Annotated in this window: 28 protein-coding genes and 1 pseudogene; 19 read left to right on the top strand and 10 right to left on the bottom strand. The window is 63.3% G+C overall.

The features are described 5' to 3' along the window. Positions 1-295 precede the first annotated feature (295 nt). Entirely contained in the window at positions 296-799 is a 504-nt protein-coding gene (locus NKI32_RS14595; protein ID WP_353002888.1) for a hypothetical protein, read from the top strand. A gap of 34 nt (positions 800-833) precedes the next feature. Here NKI32_RS14595 and NKI32_RS14590 read toward each other — a convergent pair whose 3' ends face one another. The 3 genes from NKI32_RS14590 to NKI32_RS14580 all read right to left on the bottom strand — a co-directional run bounded on the left by NKI32_RS14590 (position 834) and on the right by NKI32_RS14580 (position 3,590). After that, positions 834-1,136 carry a DUF982 domain-containing protein gene (locus NKI32_RS14590; protein WP_023684743.1) on the bottom strand — a complete coding sequence of 101 codons (303 nt, stop codon included), beginning with the start codon at positions 1,134-1,136 and terminating at the stop codon, positions 834-836. Positions 1,137-1,290: 154 nt separating this feature from the next. Continuing rightward, a complete protein-coding gene (locus NKI32_RS14585) occupies positions 1,291-3,372 on the bottom strand; it encodes an ATP-dependent helicase (RefSeq protein ID WP_353002887.1) in 2,082 nt (693 codons plus the stop codon). A gap of 50 nt (positions 3,373-3,422) precedes the next feature. Next, positions 3,423-3,590 (bottom strand): hypothetical protein, encoded by a 168-nt coding sequence (locus NKI32_RS14580; RefSeq protein ID WP_023684745.1) that lies wholly within the window; start codon positions 3,588-3,590, stop codon positions 3,423-3,425. A gap of 159 nt (positions 3,591-3,749) precedes the next feature. Here NKI32_RS14580 and NKI32_RS14575 point away from each other — a divergent pair, with 159 nt between their 5' ends. Further along, positions 3,750-3,902, top strand: a complete 153-nt coding sequence (locus NKI32_RS14575) for a hypothetical protein (protein WP_023693936.1) — start codon at positions 3,750-3,752, stop codon at positions 3,900-3,902. A 241-nt stretch (positions 3,903-4,143) separates the two neighbouring features. On the opposite strand, the gene NKI32_RS14570 is transcribed toward NKI32_RS14575, so the two are convergent. After that, the gene (locus NKI32_RS14570; protein ID WP_023735479.1) at positions 4,144-5,112 is read right to left on the bottom strand and encodes a LysR substrate-binding domain-containing protein; all 969 of its coding nucleotides are present in this window, start codon (positions 5,110-5,112) and stop codon (positions 4,144-4,146) included. Positions 5,113-5,223: 111 nt separating this feature from the next. Between NKI32_RS14570 and NKI32_RS14565 the strand changes: the two genes are divergently transcribed. From NKI32_RS14565 to NKI32_RS14540, 6 genes are all read left to right on the top strand, one after another. Continuing rightward, positions 5,224-6,057, top strand: coding sequence for a hypothetical protein (locus NKI32_RS14565; RefSeq protein WP_023684748.1), 834 nt, complete (start codon positions 5,224-5,226; stop codon positions 6,055-6,057). A gap of 25 nt (positions 6,058-6,082) precedes the next feature. After that, positions 6,083-7,039, top strand: a complete 957-nt coding sequence (locus NKI32_RS14560; RefSeq protein ID WP_245259943.1) for a DMT family transporter — start codon at positions 6,083-6,085, stop codon at positions 7,037-7,039. Then, complete coding sequence (locus NKI32_RS14555) at positions 7,032-7,265, top strand: hypothetical protein (protein ID WP_023733893.1); 234 nt, start codon at positions 7,032-7,034, stop codon at positions 7,263-7,265. The genes NKI32_RS14560 and NKI32_RS14555 overlap by 8 nt, the downstream gene beginning before the upstream one ends. 166 nt (positions 7,266-7,431) lie before the next feature. After that, positions 7,432-7,878: a Ros/MucR family transcriptional regulator gene (locus NKI32_RS14550; protein WP_023670270.1), complete on the top strand. Its 447-nt coding sequence runs from the start codon at positions 7,432-7,434 to the stop codon at positions 7,876-7,878. A gap of 135 nt (positions 7,879-8,013) precedes the next feature. After that, on the top strand, positions 8,014-9,891 hold the full coding sequence (locus NKI32_RS14545; RefSeq protein ID WP_023743824.1) for an ABC-F family ATP-binding cassette domain-containing protein: 1,878 nt from the start codon (positions 8,014-8,016) through the stop codon (positions 9,889-9,891). 158 nt (positions 9,892-10,049) lie between these two features. Next, positions 10,050-12,158, top strand: a complete 2,109-nt coding sequence (locus tag NKI32_RS14540; RefSeq protein WP_353002886.1) for a molybdopterin-containing oxidoreductase family protein — start codon at positions 10,050-10,052, stop codon at positions 12,156-12,158. 58 nt (positions 12,159-12,216) lie between these two features. Here NKI32_RS14540 and NKI32_RS14535 read toward each other — a convergent pair whose 3' ends face one another. After that, the gene (locus NKI32_RS14535) at positions 12,217-12,693 is read right to left on the bottom strand and encodes an Lrp/AsnC family transcriptional regulator (RefSeq protein ID WP_023689068.1); all 477 of its coding nucleotides are present in this window, start codon (positions 12,691-12,693) and stop codon (positions 12,217-12,219) included. Positions 12,694-12,796: 103 nt separating this feature from the next. Between NKI32_RS14535 and NKI32_RS14530 the strand changes: the two genes are divergently transcribed. The 6 genes from NKI32_RS14530 to NKI32_RS14505 all read left to right on the top strand — a co-directional run bounded on the left by NKI32_RS14530 (position 12,797) and on the right by NKI32_RS14505 (position 18,622). Further along, positions 12,797-13,999, top strand: a complete 1,203-nt coding sequence (locus tag NKI32_RS14530) for a diaminopropionate ammonia-lyase (RefSeq protein WP_353002885.1) — start codon at positions 12,797-12,799, stop codon at positions 13,997-13,999. A 2-nt stretch (positions 14,000-14,001) separates the two neighbouring features. Continuing rightward, on the top strand, positions 14,002-15,228 hold the full coding sequence (locus NKI32_RS14525) for a Zn-dependent hydrolase (protein WP_353002884.1): 1,227 nt from the start codon (positions 14,002-14,004) through the stop codon (positions 15,226-15,228). A gap of 12 nt (positions 15,229-15,240) precedes the next feature. Beyond that, entirely contained in the window at positions 15,241-16,413 is a 1,173-nt protein-coding gene (locus tag NKI32_RS14520; protein ID WP_353002883.1) for an amidohydrolase, read from the top strand. Positions 16,414-16,510: 97 nt separating this feature from the next. Next, positions 16,511-17,314, top strand: coding sequence for an agmatinase (gene speB / locus NKI32_RS14515; protein ID WP_352510927.1), 804 nt, complete (start codon positions 16,511-16,513; stop codon positions 17,312-17,314). A 63-nt stretch (positions 17,315-17,377) separates the two neighbouring features. Next, positions 17,378-18,151, top strand: a complete 774-nt coding sequence (dapB, locus tag NKI32_RS14510; protein WP_352510926.1) for a 4-hydroxy-tetrahydrodipicolinate reductase — start codon at positions 17,378-17,380, stop codon at positions 18,149-18,151. Positions 18,152-18,388: 237 nt separating this feature from the next. Beyond that, positions 18,389-18,622: a DUF680 domain-containing protein gene (locus NKI32_RS14505; protein WP_352510925.1), complete on the top strand. Its 234-nt coding sequence runs from the start codon at positions 18,389-18,391 to the stop codon at positions 18,620-18,622. 192 nt (positions 18,623-18,814) lie between these two features. Here NKI32_RS14505 and NKI32_RS14500 read toward each other — a convergent pair whose 3' ends face one another. The 3 genes from NKI32_RS14500 to purM are packed head-to-tail and all read right to left on the bottom strand — an operon-like array spanning position 18,815 to position 21,130. Continuing rightward, positions 18,815-19,339, bottom strand: coding sequence for a SixA phosphatase family protein (locus tag NKI32_RS14500; RefSeq protein ID WP_353002882.1), 525 nt, complete (start codon positions 19,337-19,339; stop codon positions 18,815-18,817). Between the two features lie 7 nt (positions 19,340-19,346). After that, on the bottom strand, positions 19,347-20,054 hold the full coding sequence (gene purN / locus NKI32_RS14495; RefSeq protein WP_352510923.1) for a phosphoribosylglycinamide formyltransferase: 708 nt from the start codon (positions 20,052-20,054) through the stop codon (positions 19,347-19,349). Then, the gene (purM, locus tag NKI32_RS14490) at positions 20,051-21,130 is read right to left on the bottom strand and encodes a phosphoribosylformylglycinamidine cyclo-ligase (RefSeq protein ID WP_023738653.1); all 1,080 of its coding nucleotides are present in this window, start codon (positions 21,128-21,130) and stop codon (positions 20,051-20,053) included. The genes purN and purM overlap by 4 nt, the downstream gene beginning before the upstream one ends. A 187-nt stretch (positions 21,131-21,317) precedes the next feature. Here purM and NKI32_RS14485 point away from each other — a divergent pair. The 5 genes and pseudogenes from NKI32_RS14485 (at position 21,318) to NKI32_RS14465 (ending at position 24,692) form a co-directional block, all read left to right on the top strand. Further along, positions 21,318-21,862, top strand: a pseudogene (locus NKI32_RS14485) (CDP-alcohol phosphatidyltransferase family protein). Further along, the gene (locus NKI32_RS14480) at positions 21,834-23,027 is read left to right on the top strand and encodes an AI-2E family transporter (RefSeq protein ID WP_023695549.1); all 1,194 of its coding nucleotides are present in this window, start codon (positions 21,834-21,836) and stop codon (positions 23,025-23,027) included. The pseudogene NKI32_RS14485 and the gene NKI32_RS14480 overlap by 29 nt, the downstream one beginning before the upstream one ends. Before the next feature lie 2 nt (positions 23,028-23,029). Next, entirely contained in the window at positions 23,030-23,734 is a 705-nt protein-coding gene (hdaA, locus tag NKI32_RS14475) for a DnaA regulatory inactivator HdaA (RefSeq protein ID WP_353002881.1), read from the top strand. A 320-nt stretch (positions 23,735-24,054) separates the two neighbouring features. Further along, on the top strand, positions 24,055-24,312 hold the full coding sequence (locus NKI32_RS14470) for a type II toxin-antitoxin system Phd/YefM family antitoxin (protein ID WP_023711889.1): 258 nt from the start codon (positions 24,055-24,057) through the stop codon (positions 24,310-24,312). Next, the gene (locus NKI32_RS14465) at positions 24,309-24,692 is read left to right on the top strand and encodes a type II toxin-antitoxin system VapC family toxin (protein ID WP_023819147.1); all 384 of its coding nucleotides are present in this window, start codon (positions 24,309-24,311) and stop codon (positions 24,690-24,692) included. The genes NKI32_RS14470 and NKI32_RS14465 overlap by 4 nt, the downstream gene beginning before the upstream one ends. An 8-nt stretch (positions 24,693-24,700) precedes the next feature. Here the strand turns inward: NKI32_RS14465 and NKI32_RS14460 are convergent, their stop codons facing one another. Beyond that, positions 24,701-24,961: a hypothetical protein gene (locus NKI32_RS14460; protein ID WP_023701878.1), complete on the bottom strand. Its 261-nt coding sequence runs from the start codon at positions 24,959-24,961 to the stop codon at positions 24,701-24,703. Between the two features lie 391 nt (positions 24,962-25,352). Further along, a complete protein-coding gene (locus tag NKI32_RS14455) occupies positions 25,353-25,664 on the bottom strand; it encodes a hypothetical protein (protein ID WP_023689055.1) in 312 nt (103 codons plus the stop codon). Between the last annotated feature and the right edge of the window lie 54 nt (positions 25,665-25,718).

Here is a 25,718-nt window from a genome sequence, read left to right as displayed (position 1 = left end):
TTATCCACTGCTCATAGATCGGATGAGCCAGTGATCCAGAAGTCGGCCTAAACTGTTGGAACGACAATTACTTAGAGAACAAATAATCCGTAGAGTTTCCGTTGTTCCATCCTTTCATCAAGATCATGATATATTCAACTTCCTGATCAGCCATAATGGATTTGTGTCTGACGTCTCAAAGGCCAGTTAATATCTCAGAGATGGGCAAGCATCTGCAAAAACTCAAAGGAATTTTAACACGGCATCTAGGCCGGGGGCCTTTTCACTCCTCGAGTTCGCCTCAAGGTATGGATGCGTGACGCGGCACCTTGTAAAGGATGAAGACATCGATCTCGTCAGTTCCGATTATCCACAAGCGATTTCTTTCCTGGCTAACGAATTCAAGATTAAAGCCATTCAGTCGCGATCGATACCGGAGGAGGGTTTTGGCAGGCTCTATGATGCAGTCCTTGCGCTTTCATTCTTTTCCCACATGCCGATAACAACTGGGCGCGATGGCGGTTCGTCTGTTCAGCTTTGTGCGGCCTGGTGGCATTCTGGTTTTCACAACTCACGGCTCGCGATCCCTGCCTTTTCTTCAAATGGAGACGTACCGAGTGAATTTGGCTTTCGGTTTGCATTGAACAGTGAACAGGCCGATATCGCGGTTGAGGAATACGGCATGATGGCCATGGAACTTGGGTTCGTGATCAAACATCTCAAGACGCTTCCAATGCCGAGTTACTCCAAGATGAAGTGGACGCTTGGTGGGATCACCAAGACGTGTTGTCGTTCGACGTCTGCCGGCAAGTCCGAGTGATCTTTTTTGCTGGGCAGGCCTGGTCCCGGCCGTCTCAGACGGCGTAGCCGCCATAACCGTGTGCGACCGGCTTGACCGAGACGGCCGGCTGGACCGCGGGCCAGAGGATGCCTGCCGTGACCGCAAAGGTGATCAGGGCATCGCGTGCGGCCTCGGTCGAGATTTCTCCGGCGCGCGCCGCCTCGCAAGCCCTCACGGCCGCGCCATAGCTCAGGCGCCGGCGTGACGGCGGAAATTCGGTCAGGAAATCATGCATGTCGAACAGCGAGGCGAGCATGCGTTTGTGGCCGGCGCCAACGCTGACGGCAACCGGGGTGAAGAACATCGCGTCGTGCATTCTGGCCTCTCTGGATGGGCGGAAGGGCGGCGGCCGCCGCCCTCCGATCGCGGGTTGGACGCCAGAAAACGCGGCCGGCGGCCCGAGGTTCCCTGAGAGATGCCATGACAGGACGATTTGCTCTTGAGGTCGCTGCCGGCATTCACGGTTGCGGCTATTTCCACATGCCGCGCATGCGGGCGCCGAGGTCGACGCGGACTTCAGGTCTGTGGCGCGGATCGTCCTTGGCGTGGACGCTCGCCCACGAGGTCTGCTCGAAAGCGCCGAGGATCGAGGCCGGGATGAAACGGGTTCGCGAGGCGTAGACGTGGCGGTCGCCGCGCGCTGCCTGGCCGTGGGTGAAGAAGCGCTGCGGCGTCACCAGATGCAGGCCGTCCTTGGCCCGCGTCATCGCGACGTAAAGCAGCCGGCGCTCCTCCTCGATGTCTTCCTTGGTGCCGACGCCGAGATCGGCCGGGATGCAGCCATCGACGGTGTTGAGCACGAAGACGTTCTTCCATTCCTGGCCCTTGGCCGAATGAATGGTCGACAGGATCAGATAGTCCTCGTCGCGGTGCGGCGGCCCGGCCTGGTCGCTGGTGGCATCCGGTGGATCCAGCGTCAGCTCGGTCAGGAAGCGCTCGCGCGAAGCATAGCCGGAACCGATCTGCTCGAGCTGCATGAGGTCGGCCCGCCGCGTCGTCGCATCCTCGTGGATGCGCTCAAGATGCGGCTCGTACCACAGCCTGACCTGTTCGAGATCGGCCGGCCATTTCCCCGACCGGGCGCGCAGGCCGGAATAAAGCGCAACGAAGGCTGGCCAGTCCTCAGCCGCGCGTTGCGGCGGCCGGTAGCGGGCCAGCCCCATTTCCTCGTCGAGCGATGTCGCCATGGTCTCGACGATGGTGCTCGCCGCCGAAGGGCCGATGCCGGGCAGGAGCTGCAGCACGCGGAAGCCGGCGACGCGGTCGCGCGGGTTCTCGGCAAAACGCAGCACCGAAAGCACGTCCTTGACGTGGGCGGCGTCGAGGAATTTGAGCCCGCCGAACTTGACGAAGGGGATGTTGCGGCGCGTCAGTTCGATCTCCAGCGGGCCGCTGTGGTGCGAGGCGCGAAACAGCACCGCCTGCGATTTCAGCACCGTGCCGGCCTCGCGCTCGGCCAGGATGGCCTGGCAGACATAGTTCGCCTGCTCGGCCTCGTCGCGCACGCTGACCAGTTTCGGCCTTTGCGAGGATTTGCGCTCCGACCAGAGGTTCTTGGTGAAGCGCTCCGACGCCTCCGAGATGACCGCATTGGCTGCCGCCAAAATAGTCACGGTCGAGCGGTAGTTGCGCTCCAGCATGATGACATCGGCGGCTCGCGCGAATTGTTGCGGGAAATCGAGGATGTTGCGCACTTCCGCGGCGCGAAACGAATAGATCGACTGCGCGTCGTCGCCCACCACTGTCAGTCCGGCGCCATCCGGCTTCAGCGCCGAAAGGATCGAGGCCTGCAGCCGGTTGGTGTCCTGGTATTCGTCGACCAGCACATGGTCGAAACGCGAGCCCAGATGCGCCGCGATCTCCGGCTCGGCGGCCATTTGCGCCCAGTAGAGCAGGAGGTCGTCGTAATCGAGCACGTTCTGCGCCTGCTTGGCCTCGACATATCGGGCGAACAGAGCCTTCAGTTGTTCGGCCCAGCCGGCACACCACGGAAAGGCCGAACCCAGCACCTCGCCAAGCGGCGCCTGCGCGTTGACAGCGCGCGAATAGATCGCCAGGCAGGTGCCCTTGGTCGGAAAACGGCTTTCGGTCTTCGAGAATCCAAGTTCATGCCGGGCAAGATTCATCAGGTCGGCGGAATCCTCGCGGTCGTGAATGGTAAAGGCCGGGTCGAGGCCGATCGTCAGCGCATAGTCGCGCAATAGCCTGGCGCCGATGCCGTGAAACGTACCGGCCCAGCTCAGCGCGTCGGCGATGACGGACGCGTCTCGGCCCAGCACCTCGCCGGCGATGCGTTCGACCCGCCTGGCCATTTCGGTGGCGGCGCGGCGCGAGAATGTCATAAGCAGAATGCGTCTGGGATCAGCGCCCCTGACGATCAGATGCGCAACCCGGTGGGCGAGCGTGTTGGTCTTGCCGGAGCCGGCGCCGGCGATCACCAGCAGCGGCCCGGCGATCTGGCCGTCGCCATGTTCGACAGCGAGCCGCTGCTCGGCGTTGAGCTTCGCCAGATAGGCGGGCCGCAAGGACGAATCATTGATGGCGATGGTCATCGCCTATCAAGCATCGTTTCCGCTTTGTTCGCAACGGGCGGAAGTCGCCCTTACCGCCGTGGCGCGACACCCGTTGCCGCCGACTGGCGCCGCAAGGCGGCGCGTTCGTCGCCAGGCACCGGCAACGGATCGAAATTGTCAGGCACGTCCTTGATGATCTCCTTGGCGATGCGATAGGTCGCGTAAGCGAAAAGGCCGGTAATGAGCAGACGGATCATGGCGCGATCTCCTTTGGGCAACCAACCTCAGAGCCGCCGTTTGGTTCCAGCCGACGCGGCGTCGTTTGCGAGCGTGCAACCAAAGCCGAACCACCTCGTTGCCTTACGAAGAACCACCTCGTTGCCTTACGAAGGAGAGGGCAGACCTAGGAGGTCGCCATGAAGAGGCTTCTGATTCTGTTGGCCGCCAGCTTGGCGCTCGCCGCCTGCGACGGCGACATCCAGCCAACCAAAGCCCCGGTGCTCGATCAAACCCCGCAGACGGATTCGGCGCCAAAGCCGGCGGCCAGCGGCGATCAGCCGGCGCAATGATCGTTTTAGCGGGACGACAAGGCTGAACGTAGCCTTCGGGAGAAGAAGGCCGGCGCCGCTTGGGAGGTGAGCTGATAGCGCCGGCCAGGCGGATATCAGGTCCGCCGCAACAACCGAAGATAGCTGAGTCTCTCGCCTGCGTCATGAGGTGGCAGTTTTCGTGCCGGTTCTGCTCGTGCCGTCTGCGCAAAACCAGCAGAAACGGCCGCAAATCCCGCAAGGCCGCGGAAAGAATCCGACCTCAGGCAATGGCCTTGCGCAGCACCGGGCCGCCGGCAATCCCGGCGTCCAGCTGGCACTGCGTCAGCGCCGCCTCGGCCATTATCCACTGCTTGAACAGTTCCACCTTGCGCGTGTAGGGCGCGGTGACCGGGCAGACGAAATACCAGCCGGCGGTGTTGGGGTGATGCACGGCAAACGGCGCCACCAGTCTCTCTGCGCGGATCTCGCTCGCCATATAGGCGCGGTTGGCGACTGCAAAGCCCATGCCGGCATTGGCCGCCTCATAGGACATCATGCAGGAATCGAAATAGATGCTCTTGGTCTCGCCGAGCACGGAACTCGCGCCGGCAAAACCCAGCCACGACTGCCAGTTCTGCGTGCAGGTGTCGGAATGCAGCAGCGTGAAATGCCTGAGGTCGTCCGGCGTCACCTTTGACGGCGGCCTGTCGCCGAGAACTTCGTGGAACAGCTTCCTGCTGCACACCGGCGTCAAATCCTCCTTGAACAGCAGGTCCGCTTTGAGGTCGGGAAAGCTGCCGTCGCCATAGCGGATCTCGAGGTCGAACTCGGAGGTGGCGAACTCATTGGCGGCGTAGGAGGTCGAAACCCGCATTTCGATTTCGGGATATTGCCGCTGGAACAGCGGCAGGCGGGCAAACAGCCAGCGCGCCGCGAACGTCGGCAGCACCGAAATCTTCAGCACATGTGCCTGCGACTGTCCGGTCGCCTCCATGCTGGCCGCCACGATGCGCTCCAGCGCCTCGCGAACGCGCGACACATAGGTCTCGCCCTCGGGCGTCAGCGACACCGCATTGCCGCCGCGCTGGAAGATCTTGAAGCGCAGCTGTTCCTCGAGGCTTTTGACGCGCTGGCTGACGGCGGAAGCAGTAATAAACTGCTCTTCGCCGGCGCGCGTGAAGTTACGGTGCCGGGCGGCACTTTCGACAATCTTCAGCGAATTGAGGTTGACCTGACTGAGCAGACGCACGCGTTTCGACCTTAAGCTGGGCTTACACTAGCACCAGCATTCCTAATTTTACAGGGGTGGGGAAATTAATCGACAGTTTACCAAGTGATGCCCCCATCCTGGAGAAGTAGAATGAACGCCCATACCATACCTGAACTGCGCTACGCGATGAGCCGAGAAGCCATTATCGGTCATGAGACGGCCTGGAAAGTGTCGGGTTTCGGCGTTGCGCAGTATCTGCATGGCTACGACCCGGCGCTGCTGGCGGCGATCGAAGAGGCGGCGTTGAAGCTCAAGGCCAGCCACGCCGTGCACAAGCACCTCGATCTGACCTTCATCACCGGCGCCGACCGTTTCATCCCGGAGATCAAGGAACTGCTGCATGACAAGCTGCGCCTGGAACGTCTGTCCGACATGATGGGCACCAAGCTCGAGCCCTATCCGCTGTCGATCGTCGGCTCGACCGTCACTTTCATGAATCCCAAGGACGGCGCCGTCGATTGGCATTGCGACGGTGTCCCGGTCACCGAACTCATTCCGCTGTCGATCAGCAATCCGCTGGTCGGCGGCCATCTCGAAATCTACTGCGACGATTCCGAGACCGGCCGCGCCATCCTTGAATCCGGCCGCGAGATTCCGCGCAACCAGGTCATGCGCATCGACCACAAGATGAACTACGCCACACTCGGTCAGTTTCTCGGTGTGCTGCACCGCACCGCGCCGATCCAGCTCGGCTCACGCGTCACGCTGGTCCTCAACCAGCGCTCTGTGGCCAAGCCCTACGTCGACGACAATCGCATGTTCTATCTCGCAGCCGACAATGATCACGATCGCGAATGGGTCAACGAACTGGCCGAAGACGTCTGGACGAACCAGCTGCCGGCCTATCGCCGCTTCGAGGAAGAGCGTCCGGTTGCGGCGGCGACCGATGCGCCGGTCCCGGGCGGATCAAGGGAATCATGGTAGCCAGAGCATAGAAGTGGACGCCTGTTTGGCCGTCGGTAACATCATGGTCGGCGATAAGGACAAGGCACCGTCTCGGCGATTCCGGGGTGGATCGGGCTCGCCGTCGGCCCTGGTCTTCGCCGCCGGCGCGGTCGCCCTGTGGTCGACCAACGCGCTGGTCGGCAAATCCCTGCTGGCCAGCCATCCGGTGTCGCTCGTGCAGTTGCTGCAGTTTTGTGGAGCGGCTCTGGTGTTCGCCGTCATCCATCTGGCGAGCCGGAAGGGGGACACGCAAGACGCAGCCTTTGCCAAGGGTGCTGACGGCACCCTGGCGCCGGTCGCGGTCGGCTTTATTGGCCTGGTCGGCACCATGGTGCTGCAATACATCGCCTTTGCCTCCATGCCGGTGATCGAGGCCAATCTCGTCGCCTACACCTGGCCGCTGATGGTCGCGGCGGCGGTCATCGTGCTGGGCAAGCGGCAACGCCCCGTGCTGCTGGGTTTGACTGCCGTGTTCGGCTTTGTCGGCGTGGCGCTGGTGATCTCGGGTGGTCGCGGCCAGCCTTTTCTCCAGGGCAGCATCGTCGGCTATCTCGCTGCCTTCGGCTCGGCGCTGTGCATGGCCTTCTATTCGATTGCGGTCGCCCGCCTGGCCACACCGTCGGAGCGTTTGCTTTTGCCTTCGGCATTGGTCGGCGTCGGCCTGACCTTGCTATGGTGTATTCACGACGGCGCAGCCTGGCCATCCAGCGAGCACCTCCTGCTTGGCCTCTATCTCGGCGCCGGCCCGATGGGGCTGGGATATTATTTCTGGTCGCGCGCCTTGAAGCTTGAAGGCGGCGGCAAGGTTGCGGTCATCGCCTATCTGACGCCGATCGCATCGACGCTGCTGCTGACGCTGTCGGGCGAAAGGCTGACGCTGACCGCGATAGCCGGTGCGGTCCTCGTCATCGGCAGCTGTATTGCGGTGGGCATAGAACGCTCGGAGGCTGAACATGCTTGACGACGATGAACGCCTCGCCAGACAGGAAGCATTCTGGCTGCTCAAGGAGTTCGGCGCCGAGGCGCCGCTCTACGCCGCCATGAAGGCCGAAAAGGCGATAGAGCAAAAAGATTTCGGCCGGTGCGCCCGCTGGAAGCGCATTCTGGAGATACTGGCCGACTCCAAACCTGCCGGGTCCGTGCAGTTGAAATCTGCTGGCGCGAAGTCGGCCGTTTCCAAGTATTAGATTTTCTAATTTGCAACGTTGCAACCTGTTGTGGAAACATCCTCCTGTTCCGATTCTTGATCGTTTATTGAGACTTAGCGACCCGTTGGGGGGTGCAGCTAGGTCGATACATCAAGAGAAGTCTTAAAAAAAGCCGGCAACTTCATGACCGGCGGGAGAAACAGAATTGCACACCATCGACAGCAAGACCGCTATTGAACTGACTGCTGACATCGTCTCGGCCTATGTCGGCAACAATCCTCTCCCTGCGTCCGGCCTGCCGGATCTGATCGCCAGCGTCAGCGCATCGGTGCGCAAGCTGGGCAGCATTGCCGCCGTGGAAAGCCCCGCGCTGAACCCCGCTGTCAATCCGAAGCGGTCGGTGTTTCCCGACCACATCGTCTGTCTGGAAGATGGCAAGAAATTCAAGTCGCTGAAACGCCACCTGATGACCGACCATGGTCTCAGCCCGGAGGAATATCGTGGCAAATGGGGCTTGCCGTCGGACTATCCGATGGTGGCGCCGAACTACTCCGCGACCCGTTCGGCACTGGCCAAGTCCTCGGGCCTCGGCCGCAAGCCGGCCGTTCCGGCCGCCGCGGCCAAGGTGACGAAGCGCAAACCCAAAGCCTGAACCAGGCAGCCTCTGAAAAGTCAGTCTGCTGTTTGCAATGGACGGCGCGCTTAAGGCGCGCCGTCTTCATGCCTTATGCCCCCGCCAGCGCCCAGGCCCTTGCGAAGCGCCGCCCTCCCGTGCAAAAGCCCCGGCATGCTTATCATCAACGATCTTTCGCTCCGCATGGCCGGACGCTTGCTTCTCGATCATGCCTCGCTGACCTTGCCGGCCGGCACCAAGGCCGGCCTCGTCGGCCGCAACGGCACCGGCAAGACGACGCTGTTCAAGGCCATCACCGGCGACTTTCCCTCCGAGACCGGCTCGATAAGCCTGCCCAAGAACACCCGCATCGGCCAGGTGGCGCAGGAAGCGCCCGGCACCGAGGAGCCGCTGATCGAAATCGTGCTCAAGGCCGACCTCGAGCGCACCGCATTGCTCGAGGAGGAAAAGACCGCCACCGACGCGCACCGCATTGCCGACATCCATATGCGGCTGGCGGATATCGATGCGCATTCGGCGGAATCCCGCGCGGCCACCATCCTCGCCGGCCTTGGCTTCGACGACGCCGCGCAGCGCCGCCCGGCCTCGTCCTTCTCCGGCGGCTGGCGCATGCGCGTCGCGCTTGCCGCCGTGCTGTTTGCCGAGCCCGACCTTCTGCTGCTTGACGAGCCGACCAACTATCTCGATCTCGAAGGCACGCTGTGGCTGGAAAACTATGTTTCGAAATACCCGCACACGGTGCTTCTGATTTCGCACGATCGCGACCTGCTCAACCGCGCCGTCAATTCCATCGTTCATCTCGACCAGAAGAAGCTGACCTTCTGGCGCGGCGGCTACGACCAGTTCGAGCGCCAGTACACCGAGCAGAAGGAGTTGCAGGAGAAGGGCCGTGTCAAGCAGGAAGCCGCGCGCAAACACATGGAGTCCTTCGTCGAACGCTTCCGCGCCAAGGCTTCGAAGGCGAGACAGGCGCAGTCGCGCATCAAGGCGCTGGAGAAGATGAAGCCGATCGCGGCGATCGTGAACGACACGGTGAGGCCGTTCTCTTTCCCGGAGCCGGTGAAAACGGTGGCGTCGCCGATCATTGCCTTGAACAACGTCAATGTCGGCTACACCGAGGGCCAGCCGATCCTGAAGAAGATGACGCTGCGCATCGATGCCGACGACCGCATCGCGCTGCTCGGCGCCAACGGCAACGGCAAGTCGACCTTCGCCAAGCTTCTGTCGGGCCGGTTGAAGCAGGAGAGCGGCACCATGACGGTGGCGCCGGGCCTGAAAGTGGCTATCTTCGCGCAGCATCAGCTCGACGATCTCAGGCCTGATGAAAACGCCTATGAGCATGTCCGCCGGCTGATGCCGGAGGCGCCGGAATCCAAGGTACGTGGCCGCGTCGCCCAGTTCGGTCTCACCACCGAGAAGATGAACACCGCCGCCAAGGACCTGTCCGGCGGCGAGAAGGCGCGCCTGCTGATGGGCCTGTCGGCCTTCGAAGGCCCGAACCTGTTCATCCTCGACGAGCCGACCAACCATCTCGACATCGACAGTCGCGAATCGCTGATCCGTGCATTGAACGAGTTTCCCGGCGCCGTCATCCTGATCTCGCATGACCGCCATCTGCTGGAAGCGACCGCCGACCGGCTGTGGCTGGTCAAGGACGGGGCGGTCAACCCGTATGACGGCGACCTTGAGGACTACAAGACGCTGGTCACCGGCGTGTCCGGCGACCGACGCGGCAAGCGCGAGGCCGAGAAGGCATCAAAGGCCGATCGCCGCCGCGATGCAGCCGCGCGCCGCGCCGCCTTTGAGCCGCTGGCCAAGGAAATACGCGCCACCGAAGCGCTGATGGACCGCATCCGCAAGCGCATCGACCTGATCGAGGACGAACTCGCCAATCCGGCGGTGTACGAAAAGGATCCGTCGACCGCGACCCGGCTCGCCAAGGAGCGCTCGCAGCTGGCACAGCAGCTTGCCGGTCACGAGGAGAAATGGCTAACCATGTCGGCCGAGTATGAGGAAGGCACGGTGGAGTGATTACCCTCCCCCGTTGTGGGGAGGGTCGATCCGCGAAGCGGAGCGGGGTGGGGGTCCGCGCCGCACCCCACCCCGTCGCTGCGCGCCGACCCTCCCCATCAAGGGGAGGGTAAGATCTGGCCCTACACGCCGCCCGCGAAACCCGCTAAAAACGCCGCATGAACCAGCACGCCAAGCTCAGAATCGGCCACTCCGCCTGTCCGCATGATTGCCCTTCGACCTGCGCGCTCGAGGTCGAACTGCTCGATGGCAACCGCATCGGCCGTGTCCATGGCGCCAAGTCCAATACGTATACGGCTGGTGTGGTCTGCGCCAAGGTCGCGCGCTATGCCGATCGTGTCCATCATCCGGACCGACTGCTGAAGCCGCTGATGCGCGCCGGCGCCAAGGGCGACGGCGTCTGGAAGGAATCCAGCTGGGAAGCGGCACTCGACGTCGTCGCCGAGAACTTCATCGCGGCCGAGGAAAAATACGGCTCCGAGACCGTCTGGCCTTATTTCTATGCCGGCACGATGGGGCTGGTGCAGCGCGACGGCATCGACCGGCTGCGCCATGCGAAAAAATACTCCGGCTTCTTCGGCTCGATCTGCACCAATCTGGCCTGGACCGGCTGGATGATGGGAGCGGGCGCCTTGCGCGGTCCCGATCCGCGCGAGATGGCGAAGTCCGACTGCGTGGTGATCTGGGGCACCAATGCCGTGGTCACGCAGGTCAATGTCATGACCCACGCCATCAAGGCGCGGAAGGAGCGTGGCGCCAGGATCGTCGTCATCGATGTCTACGAGAACGCGACGATGAAGCAGGCCGATATAGGCCTTGTGCTGAAGCCCGGCACCGATGGCGCGCTGGCCTGCGCGGTCATGCATGTGCTGTTCAGGGAAGGCATGGCCGACCGCGCCTATCTCGAAAGATACACCGACGATCCGAAGGGGCTGGAAGCGCATCTGGAGACGCGCACGCCGGAATGGGCTTCCGCCATCACCGGTCTTGCCGTCACCGAGATCGAGGCTTTCGCACGCCTCGTCGGCACGACGAGGAAAACCTATTTCCGCCTCGGCTATGGCTTTGCCCGCCAGCGCAACGGCGCGGTCAACATGCACGCGGCATCCTGCATCGCCGCCGTCACGGGCGCCTGGCAATATGAGGGTGGCGGTGCCTTCCATTCCAATTCCGGCATCTTCAAGCTCAACCAGGATGTGCTGGAAGGCCCCGCGATGCGCGATCCCAATATTCGCCATCTCGACCAGTCGCGCATCGGCCCGGTGCTGACCGGTGCAGCGGACGCGCTCTATGGCGGCCCGCCGGTGACGGCGATGCTGATCCAGAACACCAACCCGGTGAATGTCGCGCCCGAGCAGCGGCTGGTGAAGCAGGGTTTCCTGCGTGACGACCTGTTCACCTGCGTGCACGAGCAGTTCATGACCGACACGGCAAAGCTCGCTGATGTCGTTTTGCCGGCAACGATGTTTCTCGAGCATGACGACGTCTACAAGGGCGGTGGCAACCAGCACATCACGCTTGGTCCCAAGCTGATCGACCCGCCGGAAGGGCCGCGCACCAACCACTTCGTCATCGAGCAATTGGCGCAGCGTCTCGGCGTCTCCGACCGGCCGGGCTTTGGCCTGACCGAGCAGCAGCATATCGACATCATCCTGGGCAAGCGCGGGCTGGGCAGCTTCGCCAGCCTGAAGGAAGACAAATGGGTCGACCTGCAGCCGGATTTCGAGGCCGCGCATTTCATCGCTGGCTTCGGCCATGCCGACAAGAAATTTCACTTCCGCGCCAATTGGAGCGGGCAGGCGGCGCCCAACCGGCCGCCGAAAAGCATGGGCCTGTTCGGGCCGGTGGCGGAACTCCCGGAATTCCCTGACCATGTCGACCTGATCGAGGTGGCGGACGCCGAGCATCCGTTCCGGCTCGCCACATCGCCGGCGCGCAACTTCCTCAATTCGACCTTCTCGGAAACGCCGGTGTCGAAGGCCAAGGAAGGCCGGCCGGAATTGTTGTTGCATCCGGACGACGCTGCCGCGCTTGGCTTGGGCGACGGCGACCGTATCGAGGTCGGCAACCGGCGCGGCGAGGTGGTGCTGCACGCAAAGCTGTTCGAAGGCCTCAAGCGCGGCGTGGTGATCGCCGAGGGCATCTGGCCAAACAGCGCCCATGAGCGTGGCGAAGGCATCAATGTGCTCACCGGCGCCGACGCACCAGCGCCCTATGGCGGTGCGGCCTTCCACGACAACAAGGTCTGGCTGCGGCCGGCTGGCTGAAGCAATTCCAGGAAAAGTGTGAGCGGTTTTCCGTCCGGAATTGCGTAAAAGTGACTGGCTATCCCGGCAGAGGCACCGTCAGCCCCACCTTGACACGGTCCATGGCAACGAAGGTGCGGAATTTTCGGACATTCTTGCTGTCGAAGAACAGTCTGCGCGTCAGGGCCTCATAGGCCCCCATGTCGGCCGCGGTGATGACTAGGATGAAGTCGGCCTCGCCGGTGACGTAGTAGCATTGCTGCACTTCGGGCTCTGCCGAGAATTGCCGCTTGGCCGCGTCGATCAGGTCCGAGCGTTCGCTCTCCAGTTCCACTTCGACGAAGATGGTGATGGGATGGCCGACCGCCGCCGGGTCGACCACGGCGACATTGCCCGCAATGACGCCGGACTGTTCCATGCGCTTGATGCGCCGCTGCACCGCCGGCGCCGACAGGTTGACGGCTTCGCCGATCAGCCGCTGCGGCGTCGTGTTGTCCCGCTGCAGGATGGCAAGGATGGCGAGGTCGAAACTGTCGAGCGAAGGCGATCGAGGCAAAGCGCTATCCCGGGGAAACAAACTTGCATTTCGAAGCGCCAATAACAGCGCTATTTGCGCCTCGGCTGCAATATGATTTCGTCACACCCAAAGGAGGCCGCCCGTGTTCCTGCTCAACAGCAATGCCTTGCACCGTCGGCCGCTCGATCCGGTCGATGCCGAAACGCTGGGGAATGCCGGCGCCGATACGGTCGAGCGCTTTCTGGCCCATCGCGACAATCACCTGGCAACTCCGTTGCATGCATTGCCGACGCTGGCCGGGGAACTCGGCCTCGGCGCCGTCCACATCAAGGATGAAGGCTTTCGCCTCGGTCTCGGCAGTTTCAAGGCGCTCGGCGGCGCCTATGCCGTTTTTCGACTGGTGCTGGAGGAGGCGAGCCGATCGCTTCATCGGCCCGTTGACGTGGCCGATCTCAACCGGTTCGACGTCCGGGCGGTCGCTGCCGGCATGACGGTTGCCTGCGCCACCGACGGCAATCATGGCCGCTCGGTCGCGCAAGGTGCACAGTTGGTTGGCGCGAAAGCGGCAATCTTCGTTCACGCCGGCGTCAGCGAGGCGCGCATTGCAGCAATAGCCCGCTATGACGCCGAGATGATCCGCGTCGACGGCAATTATGACGACTCGGTCAGGCAGGCCGCCGAGGTTTCAGCGGAGCAAGGCTGGACCGTGGTGTCCGACACCTCCTGGCCGGGCTACGAGCGCATCCCCGGTCTGGTCATGCAGGGCTATACGGCGATCGTGCGCGAAGCGTTGGGCCAGTTGCCGCAGCCGCCGACCCATGTCTTCGTGCAGGCCGGTGTCGGCGGCATTGCCGCCGCCCTGGCCGGCCATCTCTCCATCGTGCTCGGTGACGCCAGGCCGACCTTCATCGTCGTCGAGCCGGCCCGCGCCGCCTGCGTTGTCGCAGCCGCCCGGGCGGGCCACGTGGTCAAGGTCGCACACGACCAGCCGACGGTGATGGCGATGCTCGAATGCTACGAGGCCTCGCAAGTTGCCTGGCGCGTTCTGGCGCGGGTTGCCGATGCCTTCATGACGGTGGATGAGGAGGAGGCGGTCGCGGTGATGCGGCGGCTGGCACGGCCGGCTGGCAATGATCCAGTGATCGTCGCCGGCGAAAGCGGCGGCGTCGGTCTGGCCGGGCTGATCCGGGCGGTGGCCGACCACAAGGCCGCGCTCGGGCTCGACGACAAATCCCGCGTGCTTGTAATCAACACCGAAGGCGCCACAGACCCGCATCGCTATACCGAGCTGGTCGGGCAGAGCCCCGCCGATGTGCTGGCCGTCAAGCTGAAGGCCGAGGCATAGCCATGATCGGGATCGATGCACAGCGTCTGCTTGGCCGCATCCGGGAACTCGGCGCCGTTGGCCGCGACAGTGAGGATAGGCTGATCCGGCTCGCCGCCTCCGACACAGACAAACAGGGCCGTGACCTCTTTGTCGGCTGGCTCAGGCAGGCCAGGCTGGAAGTCGCCATCGACCGGGTCGGTAATATCTTCGGCATCTGGCAAAGCCCCGACAATGCCGGGCAGGCGCCGCTGCTCATCGGTTCGCATATCGACACCGTTATTGATGCCGGCATCTATGATGGCTGCTACGGCGTGCTGGCCGGGCTGGAGGTGATCGAGACGCTGCAGGCTTCGGGCTTTTCGCCGTCGCGCCCGGTCGCGGTCGCCGCTTTCACCAATGAGGAAGGCGTGCGCTACACGCCTGACATGATGGGCTCGCTATGCCATGCCGGTGGCGTCAGCGCCGAGGCCGTGCTGGCCGCCATCGGCACGGATGGCAGCGTGCTCGGCCAGGAGCTCGCCCGCATCGGCTATGCCGGCGACCGCGAACCCGGCTTCCTCAAGCCGCATGCCTATCTCGAACTTCATATCGAGCAGGGGCCGGTGCTGGAGCGTGAAGGCGTGCCGATCGGCGCGGTCGAGAATTTGCAAGGCATTTCCTGGCAGCGCATCACCATCGACGGCGCCGCCAACCATGCCGGCACCACGCCGATGTCGATGCGCAGCGACGCCGGCCACGCCGCCGCCCGCATCATCACCTTCCTGCACGATCGGGCCAGGGCTTCAAATGGGCCAACCGTGGCCACGGTCGGCACGATGCGCTTCGAACCCAACGCCATCAACGTCATTCCCGCGCGCGCCGTCTTCACCATCGACCTGCGCGATCCCGACGAACAGCGCTTGCAGGCGCATGAGGCGGCCCTTGCTGCCTATCTCGAGGAGCTTGAGGTTTTGGAGAACGTATCGATCTCGGTCGAGCGGCTCGCCCGCTTCGAACCGGTGCTATTCGACATCGGCATCGTCGAACTGATCGAGGCGGCCGCGAAGAACCGCGGTCTCGGCGTCAGGCGCATGACATCGGGCGCCGGCCATGACGCGCAGATGATGGCCCGCCTCGCGCCGGCGGCAATGATCTTCGTGCCGAGCGCCGGTGGCATCAGCCACAATCCGCGCGAACACACTGAAGATGCCGAGCTTGTCGCCGGCGCCAACATCCTGCTTGATGTCGCCAGTGAGCTTGCAAAATAGGTCGGGGAGAAAATGGCTGAGCTCGATCGTGATGTGCTGAAGCAGGAAATGACCGGCTGGCGGCGCGATTTGCACGCGCACCCCGAGTTCGGCTTTGAGGAAAAGCGCACCGCTGCCTTTGTCGCCGCGAAGCTGCGCGAATTCGGGCTGGACGATGTTGCAGAGGGGGTCGGCGGCACCGGCGTCGTTGGCACATTGAAGCGCGGCAGCGGCAACCGGGCGATTGCGCTCAGGGCCGACATGGATGCGCTGCGCATCACCGAGCAGTCCGCGACCGCCCATCGCTCGCAGAACCCAGGCATCATGCATGCCTGCGGCCATGACGGCCACACCACCATGCTGCTCGGCGCGGCAAAGCTGCTGGCCGCCGAGGGTGGTTTCGACGGCACCGTGCGTTTCGTTTTCCAGCCGGCCGAGGAGTGGGGCAAGGGCGCGCTGGCAATGCTCGATGACGGGCTGCTGCAGCGCTTCCCCTTCGACGAGATCTTTGGCCTGCACAACATGCCGGGCCTGCCCATTGGACATTTCGAGACCCGCGCCGGCCCGTTCATGTCGGCGGAGGACAATTTCGAGATCGTGCTCAAGGGGATCGGCGGCCATGCGGCGCGGCCACATTCCGGGAACGAGACGCTGGTCGCCGCCTGCGCGCTGGTCACCAATCTGCAGACCATCGTCTCGCGCCGGCTGAGCCCGGCCGACATTTCGGTGGTTTCGGTGACCGAACTGATCACCGACGGCACCCGCAACGCATTGCCCGGCCTCGCCCGCATCCTCGGTGACGCCCGCAGTTTTCGTCCCGAGGTCAGCGCCGAGATCGAGCGCCAGATGCGGGTCATCACAGCGGGTACCGCCGCCGCCTACAATGTCGCCGCCAACGTGACCTATAGCAGGGAATTCGTGCCGCTGCAGAACGATGCCGACCTGGTGGACGCGGCCTTTGTCGCCGCAAGGCGCGTGCTGGCCGATGGCGCCGCCGGCATCGCGGCGGAGCCGATGACCGCCTCGGAGGATTTCGCCCGCTTCCTCGATCACGTACCGGGCTGCTTCGTCTTCCTCGGCAATGGCGAGACCTCGCCGCCGCTGCACAATTCCAGCTACGACTTCAACGATGACGGGCTGTTGCACGGCACGGATTTCCATATCGCGATCGTCAGGCAAAGACTGGGCGGCGCGATCGGGAAATGACGCCTGATCGCCTTCGCAACTGGCCCAAGCGGCACTGCTATCGCCAAGCCAGCTGCCGGGTTTAGGGAGATTGCCTGTTGCCGGAGATCGCACGCCGATGACCAGGGTTTCGCTTCTGGGAATACCGCATGACGAGAACTCGTCCTATCTCAAGGGCGCGGCCGCAGCGCCGGCCCTGATCCGGCGGGAACTCAAAAGCGACGCGCACAGCTCGTGGAGCGAAACCGGCTTCGATGTGGCGGACAGTTTCGTCGACCACGGCGACATCGACTTTTCAGGCGCCGGCGATCCGTGGGAGCGAATCGAGGCCGAGGTCGGCCGCGCGCTGGATGCCGGCCACCCGTTGATCAGCCTCGGCGGCGATCATGCCATCGCCTGGCCGGTGCTGCGTGCCGTGCGCCGCCGCCATGCCAGGCTAACGATCGTCCAGATCGACGCCCATCCCGACATCTACGATGCCTATCAGGGCAACAGGCGGTCCCACACCTCGTCCTTCGCGCGCATCCTGGAGGAGGGGCTGGCTGACCGGCTGATCCAGATCGGCCTGCGCACCCTCAATGATGAGCTTCGTGACCAGCTCAAGCGCTTCGGCGTCGAAATGATCGAGGCGCGGCATTTCAGCGAGGATCTGCAGCTCGATCTCAAGACGCCGGTCTATCTCTCGGTCGATCTCGACGGCCTCGACCCGGCTTGTGCGCCCGGCGTGTCGCACCGCGAACCCGGTGGTCTTACAACCCGGCAAGTGATCAACCTGATCCAGCGGATCGACCAGCCCATCGTCGGCGCCGATGTCGTCGAATACAATGCAAGCCAGGACGTCTCCAATCTCACCGCGCTGGTTGCCGCCAAGCTGGTCAAGGACATCGCCGGCATGATGCTCAAGACGCATGGCGCCGGCTGAATCAATCTGGCAGGGCGGCATGGTAGATCATTGTTGCGACTCGCATTTCCAGTGAAAGCCGCCATGCCGCATCCTTTGAAAATAGCCATAGCCGGCGCGAACGGGCGCATGGGCAGCCAGATGGCGCTGGCCGTCGAGGCCGATCCCAGGCTGACGCTCGTCGCCCGCTTTCACAGGCCGGGCAGCATCGGTGAGGGGCTGGTCGAGCGCGACGAAGCACTGGCGCTTGCGGATGTCGTCATCGATTTCACCACGCCTGCGGCCTCCGTCGATCTTGCACAAGCTTGCGCGGCCCGCGGCGGCCCGGCGCTGGTCATCGGCTCGACCGGCTTCGAGCCGGCCGATCTCGCCGCCATCGCTGCTGCTTCGAAGTCCGTCGCCATCGTTCGCTCCGGCAGCTACTCGCTCGGGCTCAGCATGCTGACCGGGCTGGTCGAGCAGGCGGCGCGAGCACTTGGTCCCGCCGCCGACATCGAAATCCTGGAAGCGCATCACCGCATGAAGGTCGACGCACCGTCGGGCACGGCGCTGATGCTGGGCGAGGCGGCCGCTCGCGGACATGGCGTCAGGCTGGACGATGTGGCGAAACGCATCCGCGACGGCCTTACAGGTCCACGCCCTGCCGGCGAGATCGGCTTTGCCGTGCTGCGCGGCGGCAGCATCGTCGGCGAGCACAGCGTGAGCTTGCTGGCCGAGGGCGAGACGCTCACGCTTTCCCATTCGGCGGGCCACCGCTCGATGTTCGCGCGCGGCGCCATTGCGGCAGCACGCTGGGTCGCCGTCCGGCCGCCCCGCGAATACGACATGCGCGACGTACTGGGCTTCACGACCTTTTGAGATGCAAGGGTAACGCAACGAGGGGCGTTGCGAGGTCGGAGCCGCCTAGAGAATAGAATATAGCAACAACTACGCCATTTCGCGCCTTCCCACACCGAACCGAACGGTTCGGTTCGCACATTTTTGTGATTGGCAATGGCAGCAACGCACACCCATTTCGGGGTGGTCCGAGCGACGCGAATTCCTCCCAAGGCACGCCACTTGACGGACAGAACTGAAAAATCTGGATTACCTGAAATGACCAAGATCGCACTTACCGCTGCTGCCATCCTCCTTGCCACCGGCACCGCTTTCGCAGGCAGCGACCACTACGGCTCCGACGGCGTCAACCAGCCTGCTGTGACAGCGCCCGCCGGCAACATCGATCACAATTATACCGCCTCGATCCGCAAGCCGGCCAGCCTCGGCGATTTCACGATCAAGGGCGACTCGAACCAGCCGCAATCCGGCCAGGGCATCTGGGGTCGTTGATTTTCTGAGAAATCTACGACCACAAAGAGCGGTGGGCCCGGCCCACCGCTCTTGTTTTTATGCAATCGACTCGGGCCGCAAAGATCTTGAATCAATCCGCCAGCAATTGGTCCTATCTCCTTGTTTGACCGTGGTCTTTTCAAAACACGGTTTGCGGCTGTCACCTGCGGCTAGCCCGTTAGGCAGCTTGGTCTAGCTTAGATCCTTCGGCTGGATGCAATGCGTCAACCGGGCCGCGCCGAAGCCGAGATCCGCCCAGTCGCCGTCGATGACAAAGCGGGCAAGGGCGCCGGTCGGGAATTTCTCTTCAAGTTTCCTGAGAGCAGCCACACCCGATCGCGGACCGGCGAGCCGGCGGGCAAAGTCCTCCAGGCCGGGATTATGGCCGAGCACCAGGAGACAGCTAGCCGATGCGACTGCCTGCTGCAGCTCGGCCAGAATGTCGCCAGCCGTGGCTTCGAAAAGCGCCTCGGCGAACTCCACCGTTACGCTCGCCGACAGTTCCGCCGAGACCAGCCGCCATGTCTCGCGCGTACGCAGCGCCGGCGACACCAGCGCCAGGTCAGGCGGCCAACTGCGCCGCGCCAGTTCGCGCCCCATCAGCGGCGCCGTCTTCAGCCCGCGCGGCCCGAGCGGCCGGTCCAAATCAGCAAGCGCCGGGTCGTCCCAGCTCGACTTGGCGTGGCGCAGCAGGAGCAATTGTCTCGGTGTCGCCAATGTCGGCCTACGGCGTGATCCGCGCCAGATGTTCGAGATCGCGTTCTTCGCGCAGCGGGTCGGGCGCCATCACCACGGAAGTTCCGTTTTCGGCATCGTCGGCGAAATGTGCCAGCACGGTGCGACCGCCTTCCATGTGCGCCTTGCCGTCGGCGAGCAGCCCGAGCGCCAGCGCATAAAGCCGGTGCTCGGCCTTCAGCACTCTGGCGGCCAGCGTGTCTTCGTTGTCGCCGACCATCACCGGCACCGCTGCCTGCGCGATGATCGGGCCGTCATCCATCTCTGATGTGACGAAATGCACCGTGCAGCCATGAATGCGAATGCCGGCGCGCAGGGCGCGCGCATGCGTGTCCAGGCCTTTGAAGGCCGGCAGCAGGGCAGGGTGGATGTTGATCATGCGCCCCTGCCACTTCTCGACCAGGCCGCGGGACAGGATGCGCAGATAGCCGGCCAGCGCCACGATCTCGGCGTTGAATGCAATCAGCGCGGCGTCGATCGCCGCATCATGGGCTTCCTTGCTGGCATGGTCGGCGCGCACGATGACCTTGGTCGGGATACCGCGCGCGGCCGCGATGCCGAGGCCGGCGGCGTTGGCCCGGTCGGAAATGACGCCAACGATCTCGGCCGGATAGGCCGGGTCGCTGGCCGCCGCGATCAGCGCCGTCATGTTGGAGCCGCGTCCCGAGATCAAAACAACCGTGCGTTTCCTGCTCATAGGCCGATCGAGCCCCGATAAATGACGCCGGCGTCGCGGCGCGGCACGATGCGGCCGATCGGCGTCACCGTCTCGCCGGCCTCCTGCAGCACGGCTGCGACCTGTGCGGCCTGGCCGGAGGCGACGACGAGGATCATGCCGATACCGCAGTTGAAGGTGCGCATCATCTCCTCCGGCGCCACGCCGCCAGTCTTCGCCAGCCAGGAAAACACCGCCGGCACATCGATGGCATTGAGATCGAGCTCTGCGGAAAAGTCCTTGGGCAGGACGCGCGGAATGTTTTCGGGAAAGCCGCCGCCGGTGATATGGGCCAGTGCCTTGATGCCATGCGTGTTGCGGATGGCCTTGAGGACCGACTTCACATAGATGCGGGTCGGCTCGAGCAGCGCCTCGGCCAGCGTCGCTTCGTCGTTGAACGGCGCCGGATCGCTCCAGGCAAGCCCGCTGACGGCAACGATACGGCGCACCAGCGAAAAGCCATTCGAATGCAGGCCCGAGGAAGCCAGCCCAAGCAGCACGTCGCCTTCGACAATATCGTCGGTCGGCAGCAACTGGCCGCGTTCGGCCGCACCGACGGCGAAGCCGGCAAGGTCGTAATCCTTGTCGTTATACATGCCGGGCATTTCAGCGGTCTCGCCGCCGATCAGCGCGCAGCCGGCCTGTCGGCAGCCGATTGCTATGCCGCCGACGATTGCCGCCCCCTGGTCGGGGTCGAGCTTGCCGGTGGCGAAATAGTCGAGGAAGAACAGTGGCTCGGCGCCCTGCACGACGATGTCGTTGACGCACATGGCGACGAGGTCGATGCCGATCGTGTCGTGCTTGCCGGCATCGATGGCGATCTTCAGCTTGGTGCCGACGCCGTCATTGGCGGCGACCAGCACCGGATCCGTGAAACCCGCCGCCTTGAGGTCGAACAGGCCGCCAAAACCGCCGATCTCGCCATCGGCGCCCGGCCGGCGCGTCGCGCGCACCAGCGGCTTGATCTTCTCGACCATGAGGTTGCCGGCATCGATGTCGACGCCCGCCTCGGCATAGGTGAGCCCGTTCTTGCGCTTGGCCCGGTCGCCCTTGCTCATCGTCGGCGCATCCCTGTTTCCCTCGGCGGCTCTTCGCATGAATGGTTTCGGGGGGCAAGGATGACGACAGGATACCGGGCTTTTGCCCAGGATAAATACGTGGACAGTCGCCCCTTCACCGCTGGTCCTTGCAGCCACAATCCATCTCCATCATCTATCTGCAGAACAAGCATGGCGGGACATGCCTTTGACCATTCCCAACCTCATCACCATCCTGCGCTTCGTGCTGGTGCTGGCGATGCTGAACATGCGCTGGGACTGGGCCTTTGCCGGATTTCTCGTTGCCGGAATTTCCGATGGCGTCGACGGCTTCATCGCCCGCCGCTTCAACCAGCATTCGAAACTCGGCGCCTATCTCGATCCGATGGCCGACAAGGTGCTTCTGGTCTCGGTGTTCGTGGTCATGGGCTTCATCGGGCAATTGCCGCTGTGGCTGGTGGTGACCATGGTGTCACGCGATGCGCTGATCATCTGCGCCGTGCTTTTGTCCACGGTCATGGCGCATCCGGTCGAGATGAAGCCGCTCTATGTGTCGAAGGCCAACACCGCCGCCCAGATCGTGCTGGCGCCGTGGTGCTGGGCGAACTTGCCCTTGGCCTCCACCTCGACCCGCTCAGGCCTGCGCTCATATTGCTGTCCGGGGTCTTGACCATGGCTTCGGCCGCGGCCTATCTCGTGGCTTGGCTGAGGCATATGAGCGGCTATGGCGAAGGCTCCACCCCGGGTAGTTGACAAGAATGCCGCGACTGCCGCGTTAGCAGACGCGGCTGCGTCCCTGGCGTTTCGCCGCCAGATTTTCTTCTGGCTGGGCACGGCAATCTTCCTGGCGCTGTTCCTCTACATTTTTTCCAGCATCCTGTTGCCGTTCGTTGCCGGCATGGTGCTGGCCTATTTTCTCGACCCGGTCGCCGACCGGCTGCAACGCCTCGGCCTCTCCCGGCTGATGGCGACGGTGGTCATCCTGATTGCCTTCATCGTCCTTTTGGTGCTGGCCTTCGTCATCCTGGTTCCGGTACTGGCCACGCAGATGGCCGATTTCGCCAGCAAGCTGCCGGAATATCTGACCCGGCTGCAGTCGCTGATCACCAGCTTCGATCCGAAATGGCTGGAGCAGAAATTCGGCGTCAATGCCAATGGCCTGCGCGACGGGCTGAATTCGCTGCTCACGTCCGGTTTCGGCCTGCTGAGCACCGTCTTCACCTCGATCTGGAGTTCCGGCGTTGCTCTGGTGTCGGTGGTCAGCCTGTTCGTGGTCACTCCGGTTGTCGCTTTCTACATGCTGCTCGACTGGGATCGCATGGTGGCGGTCGTCGACAGCTGGGTGCCGCGCGATTATGTCGGGACGGTCAGGGCGATCTCCAGGGACATCAACACCGCGACCGCCGGCTTCGTGCGCGGCCAGGGCACGCTGTGCCTGGTGCTCGGCGGCATGTATGCCACCGGCCTGACGCTGACCGGGCTGAATTTCGCCATCCTCATCGGCCTCTTCGCCGGGCTGATCTCGTTCATCCCTTATGTCGGCTCGCTGACCGGACTGGTCCTGGCCGTCGGCGTCGCCTTCGTCCAGTTCTGGCCGGACTGGACCATGATCGTTGCTGTCGCCGTCGTGTTCTTCATCGGCCAGTTCATCGAAGGCAACATCCTGCAGCCCAGATTGGTCGGAAAAAGCGTCGGCCTGCACCCGGTCTGGCTGATGTTTGCGCTGTTCGCTTTCGGCGCCCTGTTCGGCTTCGTCGGCCTTTTGATCGCCGTTCCTGCTTCGGCGGCGGTTGCCGTGCTGGTGCGCTTTGCCATTGCCCGCTATCTCGAATCGCCGCTCTACAAGGGACACTCCACCGAGCCCGTCCCGCCGCTGCCTGCCGATCGCGGCGGCGGCCACCGCTCGCCGCGCGGCTGAACGTGGCGGATCAAAAGACCGAACCGCCGCGCCAGCTGCCGCTAGACCTTGGGCATGGCACCGGCTATTCGCGCGACGAACTGGTGGTGTCGGCCACCAACCGTGAGGCGGCAGCCCTTGTCGACCGCTGGCCGGACTGGCCATCGCCGGTGATCGTGCTCGCTGGCCCGGCTGGCTCCGGCAAGACACATCTGGGTTCGATCTGGCAGGCGCGGGCCAACGCTGTGGCGGTCGATGCCCAGCGCATCGGCAATGCCATCACCGGGCTTGGCGGCAGGCCCGCGCTGATCGACGATGTCGACAAGACAGCCATCGACGAGGCGGGCCTGTTCCATCTCATCAATGAAGTGCGCGGCGCCGGGGCCACCTTGCTGTTGACTGCGCGGCGCTTCCCCGCCGCCTGGAGGGTGACGTTGCCCGATCTCGCCTCGCGGCTGAAGGCGGCGGCAACAGTCGAGATCCACGAACCGGACGATTTGCTTCTGGCCGGCGTCATCACCAAACTCTTCGCCGACCGCCAAGTCGAGGTCGAGCCGCACGTCGTGCAATATCTGGTGCGCCGCATCGAGCGCTCGCTGGCCACCGCCATGCGCGTGGTCGAGCGCCTCGACCGCACCGCGCTCGAGCGCAAGACGCCGATCACCAGGGCGCTCGCCGCCGAGATCGTCAGCGCCATGGATGAAGGGCAGGGCGAGTTCGAGGTTTAGGCAGTGGAAGGAGAAGACTCCGCTCCTGTCCCATTTCGAGAAGAAACCTCTGGCATCCATCTTGCAACACTGCGTTTGCCGGCTGACCCCGGTCCTGATCGCGTTCCTGATCGGGTTGTAGGCTCGCCGGGAGTGATGATTGGGGTTCTCGCCCGGCGAGCTTACCTTCAGATAGAATCGCCGCAAGGCCTACGATTGCGCGCCAGCTGTCATTCAGACTTCACCAAGCCGCAAGATCTCATCGTCCTGCATTGAAATGGACCATTAGATGGTCTACTTTTTGGATATGGACCAGAGCATGGTCCATAAAGGAGCGGTCAATGCAGGTATCCGTTACAGACGCCAAGGGGCAGCTCACCGAACTGGTGCGTCGTGCCGAGGCTGGGGATGAAATTATCCTGACCCGCCATGGTCATGCAGCCGTGCGCCTTGTTCCCGTGAAGGCTGCCCCTGACAGGAAAGGCCGCCGGGCATTGCTGGAGGCAATGCGAGCATCCGGCGCTGCCAAGGCAAAGGCCGGGTCGGATGCCGCGCGGAGCCAGGATTTCCTCTATGGCGCTGATGGCCTGCCCGAATGATCGTGGTCGATACCTCGGCCCTGATGGCGATCGTTCTTGCCGAACCTCAATCCAGTGCCTGCATTGCGGCGCTGGAAGCCGAAGACGATATTTTGATCTCGGCTGGCACAGTGGCCGAGGCGCTGATCGTGGCGGATAGGCGCAATGTCGGTGAGGAAATGGCCGGCCTGATCGACGGGCTCGGCTTCGAGGTCACGGCGGTGACACCAGCCTCTGGCCGACGCATAGCCGAGGCGTATGGGCGATGGGGCAAGGGTATTCATCCGGCCGGGCTCAATTTCGGCGATTGCTTTGCCTATGAAGTGGCAAAGGATCGAGCCTGCCGCTTACTCTATGTTGGCGACGATTTTTCGAAGACCGATATCGAGAGCGCTCTATAGAGCTACGTTTATGCCCACAACGCCGCCAGATACCGGACCAGCAGATAGACCACCGTATGCGCTGCCACGTAGCACGCGGCAACGACGACAAAGAACAGCACGCTGGCGGGCCACGAGCGGGGAGGGCCTTGCCTCTTGCTCGGCCGGTTGTTCCAGATCCACAGGGCCGCACAGATAATGGCCCAGACGACGACGAACGGAACCGTGATGCCGATGTAAGCGAAGTAGGCAGGGCCAATCAGCGAAAGCCATGCCTCGAGACCAAGCATCCAGAATCTCCCCTTGCCCGGAGTCTAATGCATGTCGCTCAAAAGTGGTCCCGGTTTTGAGAGAACGACATGCATCAAAACAAAAATCAAAGCGCGTCGCCTGGATACGTTTCAGCGCGACGCGCTTTTAGACCGGCGATAGAAGTGGAAGCGAGGGGATTATCCCTGCGTCGATTTTTAGCCAAACCCGCCGAAGGGATGCTGTTCGATGACACGGGCGCCTGATGCATGTCGCTCAAGTGGCCCCGGTTTTGAGAGAACCGCATGCATCAAACATGCATCAAACAAGACCTCAAGCGCGTCGCGTGAGTCCGTTCAAATGAGACGCGCTTTAGGTCAGATTGGTGCTCCGGTCGCCAAACTCGGCCGTAGCAGGTCTAAAGCGATCGGATCAGCCGCAGACCCTGACCTCTTCGACGACCCTGTGGTGATGGCGCCAGTGCCTGACCAGTTCGATATGGCAGCGGTGATGGCGATGGTGGCGCCGCCATTGGCCATCCTGGTTGTCGCTGTAGTCGTCGCCATAGTCGTCGCTATAGTCTTTGTGGCGCTGGTGATGGCGAAGAATCTGTATATCGCCATCGTCGGACGAATATTGATCGTCGTCATCGGACTGGATAGTCAGACTGGCGGCTTGCGCCGGTGCGATCAAAGCCGCCGTTCCGGCGAACGCGATCATCGAGGCGATGAGAAGGGTTTTCATTGTTTGCTCCTTGGGTTGAACATACACAACTCTCGGAGCGAACTGGTGTTCCAA

It is taken from the genome of Mesorhizobium sp. M0761, from assembly GCF_040320205.1.
Taxonomy (GTDB): domain Bacteria; phylum Pseudomonadota; class Alphaproteobacteria; order Rhizobiales; family Rhizobiaceae; genus Mesorhizobium.
The sequence above is the reverse complement of the archived record's forward strand: the minus strand, read 5'-3'. Positions and strand labels throughout refer to the sequence as shown.

What these genes read in the sequence shown, in the direction of transcription:
- NKI32_RS14540 (WP_353002886.1), top strand. Translation starts at nt 10,050, where the DNA reads ATGAACCAGCACGCCAAGCTCAGAATCGGCCACTCCGCCTGTCCGCAT.
- NKI32_RS14580 (WP_023684745.1), bottom strand. Translation starts at nt 3,590, where the DNA reads ATGATCCGTCTGCTCATTACCGGCCTTTTCGCTTACGCGACCTATCGC.
- NKI32_RS14555 (WP_023733893.1), top strand. Translation starts at nt 7,032, where the DNA reads ATGCTTGACGACGATGAACGCCTCGCCAGACAGGAAGCATTCTGGCTG.
- speB (WP_352510927.1), top strand. Translation starts at nt 16,511, where the DNA reads ATGACCAGGGTTTCGCTTCTGGGAATACCGCATGACGAGAACTCGTCC.
- NKI32_RS14520 (WP_353002883.1), top strand. Translation starts at nt 15,241, where the DNA reads ATGGCTGAGCTCGATCGTGATGTGCTGAAGCAGGAAATGACCGGCTGG.
- NKI32_RS14585 (WP_353002887.1), bottom strand. Translation starts at nt 3,372, where the DNA reads ATGACCATCGCCATCAATGATTCGTCCTTGCGGCCCGCCTATCTGGCG.
- NKI32_RS14545 (WP_023743824.1), top strand. Translation starts at nt 8,014, where the DNA reads ATGCTTATCATCAACGATCTTTCGCTCCGCATGGCCGGACGCTTGCTT.
- purN (WP_352510923.1), bottom strand. Translation starts at nt 20,054, where the DNA reads ATGAGCAGGAAACGCACGGTTGTTTTGATCTCGGGACGCGGCTCCAAC.
- NKI32_RS14480 (WP_023695549.1), top strand. Translation starts at nt 21,834, where the DNA reads ATGGCGAAGGCTCCACCCCGGGTAGTTGACAAGAATGCCGCGACTGCC.
- NKI32_RS14470 (WP_023711889.1), top strand. Translation starts at nt 24,055, where the DNA reads ATGCAGGTATCCGTTACAGACGCCAAGGGGCAGCTCACCGAACTGGTG.
- purM (WP_023738653.1), bottom strand. Translation starts at nt 21,130, where the DNA reads ATGAGCAAGGGCGACCGGGCCAAGCGCAAGAACGGGCTCACCTATGCC.
- NKI32_RS14455 (WP_023689055.1), bottom strand. Translation starts at nt 25,664, where the DNA reads ATGAAAACCCTTCTCATCGCCTCGATGATCGCGTTCGCCGGAACGGCG.
- NKI32_RS14460 (WP_023701878.1), bottom strand. Translation starts at nt 24,961, where the DNA reads ATGCTTGGTCTCGAGGCATGGCTTTCGCTGATTGGCCCTGCCTACTTC.
- NKI32_RS14505 (WP_352510925.1), top strand. Translation starts at nt 18,389, where the DNA reads ATGACCAAGATCGCACTTACCGCTGCTGCCATCCTCCTTGCCACCGGC.
- NKI32_RS14575 (WP_023693936.1), top strand. Translation starts at nt 3,750, where the DNA reads ATGAAGAGGCTTCTGATTCTGTTGGCCGCCAGCTTGGCGCTCGCCGCC.
- NKI32_RS14590 (WP_023684743.1), bottom strand. Translation starts at nt 1,136, where the DNA reads ATGCACGACGCGATGTTCTTCACCCCGGTTGCCGTCAGCGTTGGCGCC.
- NKI32_RS14465 (WP_023819147.1), top strand. Translation starts at nt 24,309, where the DNA reads ATGATCGTGGTCGATACCTCGGCCCTGATGGCGATCGTTCTTGCCGAA.
- dapB (WP_352510926.1), top strand. Translation starts at nt 17,378, where the DNA reads ATGCCGCATCCTTTGAAAATAGCCATAGCCGGCGCGAACGGGCGCATG.
- NKI32_RS14565 (WP_023684748.1), top strand. Translation starts at nt 5,224, where the DNA reads ATGAACGCCCATACCATACCTGAACTGCGCTACGCGATGAGCCGAGAA.
- NKI32_RS14525 (WP_353002884.1), top strand. Translation starts at nt 14,002, where the DNA reads ATGATCGGGATCGATGCACAGCGTCTGCTTGGCCGCATCCGGGAACTC.